General features: G+C 49.2%; 6 protein-coding genes. All 6 read right to left on the bottom strand.

Annotated features, from left to right (window positions below; all coding sequences use genetic code 11):
* On the bottom strand, positions 1–402 hold a 402-nt coding region (locus AB7S66_RS04240; protein ID WP_428518223.1), incomplete at its 3' end, for a DMT family transporter.
* The gene (locus AB7S66_RS04235) at positions 390–1,121 is read right to left on the bottom strand and encodes an HAD family hydrolase (RefSeq protein WP_428518222.1); all 732 of its coding nucleotides are present in this window, start codon (positions 1,119–1,121) and stop codon (positions 390–392) included. The genes AB7S66_RS04235 and AB7S66_RS04240, both read right to left, overlap by 13 nt.
* Positions 1,122–1,537: 416 nt before the next feature.
* Positions 1,538–2,875 carry an ATP-dependent 6-phosphofructokinase gene (locus tag AB7S66_RS04230; protein ID WP_428518221.1) on the bottom strand — a complete coding sequence of 446 codons (1,338 nt, stop codon included), beginning with the start codon at positions 2,873–2,875 and terminating at the stop codon, positions 1,538–1,540.
* Positions 2,875–3,255, bottom strand: a complete 381-nt coding sequence (locus AB7S66_RS04225) for a winged helix-turn-helix domain-containing protein (RefSeq protein ID WP_428518220.1) — start codon at positions 3,253–3,255, stop codon at positions 2,875–2,877. Before AB7S66_RS04225 ends, AB7S66_RS04230 begins: the two co-directional genes overlap by 1 nt.
* Positions 3,246–4,544: an aminotransferase class I/II-fold pyridoxal phosphate-dependent enzyme gene (locus AB7S66_RS04220; RefSeq protein WP_428518219.1), complete on the bottom strand. Its 1,299-nt coding sequence runs from the start codon at positions 4,542–4,544 to the stop codon at positions 3,246–3,248. The genes AB7S66_RS04225 and AB7S66_RS04220 overlap by 10 nt, the downstream gene beginning before the upstream one ends.
* A 62-nt stretch (positions 4,545–4,606) precedes the next feature.
* Positions 4,607–6,712 (bottom strand): NAD-dependent DNA ligase LigA, encoded by a 2,106-nt coding sequence (ligA, locus tag AB7S66_RS04215; protein ID WP_428518218.1) that lies wholly within the window; start codon positions 6,710–6,712, stop codon positions 4,607–4,609.
* Between the last annotated feature and the right edge of the window lie 68 nt (positions 6,713–6,780).

The following is a 6,780-nucleotide window of genomic DNA, read 5'->3' as shown; positions in this document are numbered from 1 at the left end:
CCAGTGTGCAAGCAGCGCACTGAAAAAAACTGATGAGGAGTTCAGGATTGAACTCTTGGCACCAGTGGTATAGGAAACCCCGATATAGAAAAAAGCATAGTGGATGGTGGTCTGTAACAAGCCAAGTACAAGTATCTGGATCCAGGCCTTGCCATCCAAGGACTTGAATCGTTGTTTATCACCTTGCTGGAAGCATCTGAAGAGTAGGACCAAGAGCCCGGCAAAGGTGAATCGCAGCCCTGCAAATGCCATTTTTGCAGCCGTATCATCTGGGCCAACGAGAAACAGCTCATACCCCAACTTGATTGAAGGATAGGCGCTCCCCCAAAGCATTGCACAAAGACTTGCAAGCAGAGAGGCGATCAGGGGACGGCTCAATGGGGATGGTTTCATGGTTTGCATGGGGGACTCTCCTTGAAAAAGGTTGCCAGGTCCTCAAGGGAACCGGTGCGGTAGCTGGCAATATCCTTGTTCTTGTTGTTTATCAAGTAGTCAGTAACCAGATACACATCCATGCCCAAACCCTGGGCAACCATATCCTCTTCAACATCGTTACCGACCATGAGACACGAGGAAGCTTTCTTCCCAAGCAGCTGCAATATCTGACGATAGTAGCCGAGGTTTGGCTTTGCATAGTGAAAGTCTTCATAGGTAGTCACGAGTGAGAATTGCGAGGATGCAAGATCAGCCCAGCCAAGTCGAGCCTCTGTTCCCTGCGAAGGAAAAAGAGGATTGGTGGCAAGCACCACGGTATACCCTTTTTCCTTCACTTCCTGAACGATCTCCCTAGCCAATGGGGAGGGAGAGGCATGTTTGCGCAGAAAACCAAACTCATGCGTATAGAATGGTGCGAACCGCTCATTGAATTCTGCAGCCGCAATGCCACTTGCCTCTTCAAACACTTGGTCGAACCGTTCCTTGTTGGTAAGGGACCCATCATTCAGGACCATGGCGGTGATACCACGCTGCAATGCAGATAAGAGCAACTCAGGGGAATACCCGAGTTCCTGTCCTTTTATTACAAAACGAGCGAAGTAATCCTGGATGAATCGATCTTGGTCAAGCGGCAGCAAGGTTCCATCAAGATCAAAGAGTATTGTATCGATAGGTTGTCTTGTCATTGTTCGCAGATGATACGCTCTTCAGCAGAAGGCGTCAACAAATAAAAACCCCCTAGGGAAAAGGAGGTTAAACCCTAGGGGGAACAAAAGGAGGTTAGAAAAAATCCGATTTCGTTGCTAACCGACCCAACGGGTGCAGAAGCATGTCGTTCTCTTTCTGAGACAGACAATAGTACATAACTCATATTTTAATCAAGAGGGTTTTTGAAGTTTTTATATTTTTTTAACTTTCTTTTTAATTACTGGATAGCAAGTTATGTCATAAACCATCACAATTTCTAAAAATTATCCAAGGTTTGTGAAAATTCTTCACATATTGTCTTGAAAAACTGCTTCATGGAACACATCTTGCGTGAGAGCATGCAATAAAAAGGGAAGCCTGTGAAAGCTCCCCTCTTTTCCTGCCAAGTTTCTGCCTAGTCGAAATTGAAGTTCTTCATTGACATCGGTTGGCGGGTATTCTCCAATACATCCCTCCACAAGGAACCTTCCAGATCCACATGATTGCGGCTGGAAACCGCCAAGCTGATCGGCAGGTGTACAAATCGATTATGAAGCAAGCCGATCAAGGCCTGGGTCTTCCCTGCCATTGCTGCGTGTACGGCATGAGCACCAAGACGAGCACAGTAAATGGAATCATAGGAATCAGCAGAAGAACTACGTATGATGTAGGAAGGATCAATGTACTTCACATTGGTCTCAATGCCCTCTTTCTTGAAGTATTCGATAATCTTATCCTTCAGGAACACCCCAATATCATGGTACTTCACATTCCCGGAAGCATCTTTCTCTCCAGTCTCAGGGACCAGGTCCTGTCCTGCTCCTTCACTGACCAGGATAACGGCATGTCCACGGTCAAGAACTCTTCTCCTGAGATGCTCGAGCAATCCATTTGGACCATACAGGTCAAACGGGTTCTCAGGAATCAGACAGAAGTTCACGTCGCTCTGGGCGAGTGCTGTCTGGGCGGCAATAAAGCCGGACTCACGTCCCATCACCTTAACCAAGCCAATACCGTGAATGGAGTTTTTTGCTTCCACGTGGGCACTGCGCACTACAGGAACAGCCATCTGGACAGCAGTGTCCACTCCAAAGGAGCTCTGGATGAATGAGAGATCATTATCAATGGTCTTCGGGATTCCAATGATTGAAATCTTCAATCCTCGTTTCTTGACCTCTTCATAGATTTCCCATGCACCCCTGAGGGTACCGTCTCCTCCGACGGTGACCAGGATATTGATGTTCAGCCGCTCCAGGGAGTCGACAATCTCTTCAACCTGGTTGCCACCACCGCGAGCAGAACCAAGGATGGTCCCACCTTTTTCCTGTATGTCATCAACAACATCCGGATCAAGGGGAATCAAAGGCCAGGGGCTGTTCTCAAGCAGACCCTGATAACCAAACTGGATACCACTGATCCTCCTGACCCCATAGCGATACCAAAAACAACGGACCACAGCCCTGATAACATTATTCAAACCTGGGCAGATACCACCACAGGTGGCAATAGCCGCATGTACATGGGCAGGGTTGAAGTAGATTTTGGAGCGTGGACCGGCAAGCTCTACCGTCTCCTCATGGCGAGGGACTGGATGGCCATCCTTATCAATATCAGTATCGATACCATAGAGGATATGGTCACTGTCATCCACATAATCAGCCTGCCCATCGTTCTGGGATGTACTCATGATAATCGGGGAGGAAATCTTTGCTACTCCCAGACTAGGTATGGAAAAATCCATCTTCTTATTCATTAGGCCTCGCCTCCATCTTCATCATACTCTTCAAGCAACGAACCCAATTCTTCCTTGAACCAGGAAAAAGGAGTGGAAAGACTCCCTTTGGCCCGCTTGTTGAATTCTCGGTATAGTGCAAGAAACTGTAAAGCAAACTCCGTCAGTGTCGCACCTTCACGGTTGGCTCCACCTTTTCGTCGGATGAGGACAGGAACGCCAAGACCCTTTTCCAGGTTTTGGACCATGGCAAAGGCCTTGGAATAGGAGATGCCCAAAGTAGAGGCTGCCTTGCGCAATGAGTTCTGCTGCTCAACTTGCTCGAGCAACCACAGCACCCCGATTCCCATGAATTTATTGCCTTCCTCATCGACGAGGTAGAGCTTCGCTTTTAGTTCCATGCCTCTCCTGCCGCCTGATACACGATATCCACCAATTCGGCTATTCTATCACATTCTACCGAACAATAGGCGAGTCTTAGGGTAACATCGGCAATATTGATGCATCCAACCTGATAGTTATCAAGTAAATGCCTGCGCAGTTGCTCTGCACTTCCTTTGCAATCAAAGGCCATGAAGTACCCACTGTTGAACGGATGAGGTTTGAGTATATCGTTACCTTCATGCTTCTTCAAGGCTTCCTTGAGTATGCGGTAGCGTCTCTCCATCTCCACCTTGGCTGCCAACTTATCGGATTCATACTGCTTCCCAGAGCGCATTGCCTTGAGCAGCATACTCTGGCCAGGGCGGTCACAGTTGGAAACAGTACTCCTGATGATACCCAACGTCTTCTTGTTCAAGGCATCATAGTGTTCTTCACTCAGGTTCTTGCTTCCATAGGTAATGAATCCAATGCGGAAACCCCACACCATATCCTCCTTGGTGGCAGCATCACACTTGACAGCAAGAATATTGGGATGGGCATCACAAAGCAGAGCGAATAAACTCTCTTTAGCCGATTCCTCCTCAAAGAAGAGCCCAAAGTAGGCATCATCACTGATTACCATCAGCTGCATCCCCTCTTCAGCAAGCGAAACAAGGGTATCTGCAATAGCCTGCATTTCATGCTTGGTTGGGGTATATCCGGTCGGGTTGTTGGGGAAGTTGAGCAGAATGCGCGCCTTCTTATCGGGGATTCCGGCTAATACTTCACGCATACCATCCACATTGAATCCCCCTTCAGCTGTATAGAGGTCGAATGTCTTGATGGAAGCTCCTGTTTGATGAGCAAAGATCAGCTCATAGTTATCCCAGGCAAGGTTGGGAATCACCAAGGTGTCTCCGTCCTGGACAAAAAGCTGAGCCATCATCTGCAATCCATGTGTCAATCCTGAGGTGACAGCCGGAAGGCTGAATGTCTTTCCTTGCAGGGTTGGATTCTTGACGATCATCCGTTCTTTCCACAAGGCCCTGAGTGCGGGATCCCCGCCACCTGGTGCATAGGAAAACAGTTCGGAGGGCTTGAAGGAGTTATCAGTAAACTGATGATAAATGTCCGACAAATACATCGGTTGCCCACCGGATGTAGCCATCCCGATAGTGGCATTGAACCGAGTGGCTTTCTTGCCGGCTTCGGCGCTTTGGGCGACGATCCCCTTGGGAAAAAACATCCTTCGTCCTACGTCGGAGAGCATTGCGTCCACGATGGTTCCCTGCAACGTCTCATTCAGTTCTTTTGCTAGTACATGCATATTCTGTCCTCCAGTCATGGGTATGTATATACGTTTTCTGGAGAAATGTCACTAAAACGACCCTAAAAAGAGAATTCGCCTTGCATTTCTTCCCTCTTCTTCTCCCCTTCACCCAACATGGCAAGGAAGGTTGGCTCATCCACAATGGTTATCCCGATTTCCTGTGCCTTCTTGAGCTTGCTTCCCCCGCCGCTACCGGCGAGCAGGTGGGTTGTCTTGCTTGTTACTGCACTGACTGTCCTTCCACCCCGCTTGAGCACCTCATCCATTGCCTTGGAGCGAGGATTGAAGTGCTCAAAGGAGCCGGTAACACACCACACCTGGCCAGAAAAGCTTTCATTCACCAAGGCCTGTGCATCTTCCTTCTCCTCCATTGCCAAGCCGAAACTTGCCAACGCAGCAATACGCTCCTGCATCGCAGGATCATTCAATGCATCAATATAGAGCTTTGCACTCTTCTCCCCGATCTGCTTGATACTGGTAAGCCGCTCCACATCCTGGCGTTTGGCAACATCAAGAAGCTTTTCCATGCTGTCCAGGCCTGACTCAATCAAGATCTGGGCACCTTTCTTCCCAAGCTCAGGGATGCCCAAGGAGATAAGCACCTGGGTGAAGCTCCTTTTCTTGGATTCTTCAACACCCTTTTCAAGCAAGCGAATCTTCTTCTCCCCAAAACCCTTCAAATTCCCAAGGACCTTTCTATAATCTATCCGGTAGATATCCGGGATATCCTTCAAGACCCCTTGCTCAATAAGGACAGCTGCCGTCTCAGGACCGAAGTTGTCGATATCCATTCCACTCTTGGAGATAAAAAACTCGATACGTCCCCTTACTTGGGCTGGGCATTGATTGTTTGGACAAAAGGTATGTGCCCCCTTCTCCACCAACGCCGTGCCGCATACAGGGCAGAAGGGATCCATCGTATAGACCCCCTCAGAGTCCTCATTCTTCTCGATGACCCGCTCCACAGCCGGGATGACATCTCCCCTGCGGGAAATCTCCACCACATCACCGATTGCGAGTTCCAGCATGTTGATGTAATCCTGGTTGTGAAGGGTGATGTTACTGATGGTGGAACCAGCGACCTGCACAGGCTTTACCCGTGCAACAGGGGTGACCCGTCCAGTTCTCCCGACCTGAAGATCAATGGCGAGCAAGGTTGTCTGAGCCTGGGGAGATTCAAACTTGTAAGCCATCGCCCATCGTGGATGATGGGCTGTATAACCAAGTTGGGAACGGACCTCAAGTTCATTTACCTTGGCCACCAGGCCATCGATTTCATACCCAAGTGAAGCTCGTCTGTCGGTATGGAGCTGAATATAGGTGGCGATATCTTCGTAGCTGCCACCAACCCCATCCAGGTCGGCCTCTTTCAGTTGTACCTTTGCCCTCTCTGCAGATTTGGTAAAGTAACCGAGGTTTGGATTCACCCGAAACCCATAGTGAACCAGCTTGCTGAGAATGGAGAGGTGGTCCTTGATCCCAGTCTCCCCATCCCAGAAGCCTTCATAGACAAATATCTGGAGGGGAACTTTTGCCACCTCACTGCTCTTGATCCTTCTAATGGTTCCAGCAGCAAGGTTTCTTGGATTTGCATAGGGAACCTCCATCTGGGAGTTGAGCGTTTCGAACTTGTCTTTCGGAAGGTAGACCTCGCCCCTAACGGCCACCGTTACTGGTTCACTCAGATGCAATGGGATGGAAGCAATCGTTTTTACATTGGCCGTTACATCATTCCCGATGGTCCCATTGCCTCGAGTTACAGCCCGTACCAGATATCCTTCCTCGTAATAGAGCACAATGGAGATGCCATCTATCTTCTCCTCGATGACAATCCCAAGATCACGGGAAACCCTCGTTTCCGTTCGCTCAATCCAGGAGAGTAGTTCATGAGCGGCATACACCTTGTCAAGGCTCAGCACCGGGATGGTGTGTTGCACTTCGGGAAAGGTTGCATCAAGATCACTGCCAACCCTCTGGGTGGGGGAATCTGGAAAACGCAGGGAGGGATACCGACTCTCCAAATCTTGCAATCGGTCAAAGAGACGGTCATATTCTGCGTCGCTTACCAAGGGCTGGTTATCGACATAGTATGCCCTCTGGTAGCGTGAAAGCTGGTCTATCAGGGAACGAACCTCATCGAGGTGTGATGCTTCAGGGGTATTCATAGCCCCAATTGTACGGTTTGCACCCTTGCCTTGCAAGCGGAGTAGGTGGTTTCTCTCATTGCCCTCGA

It is taken from the genome of Sphaerochaeta sp. (assembly GCF_050178175.1).
Taxonomy (GTDB): domain Bacteria; phylum Spirochaetota; class Spirochaetia; order Sphaerochaetales; family Sphaerochaetaceae; genus Sphaerochaeta.
The sequence above is the reverse complement of the archived record's forward strand: the minus strand, read 5'-3'. Positions and strand labels throughout refer to the sequence as shown.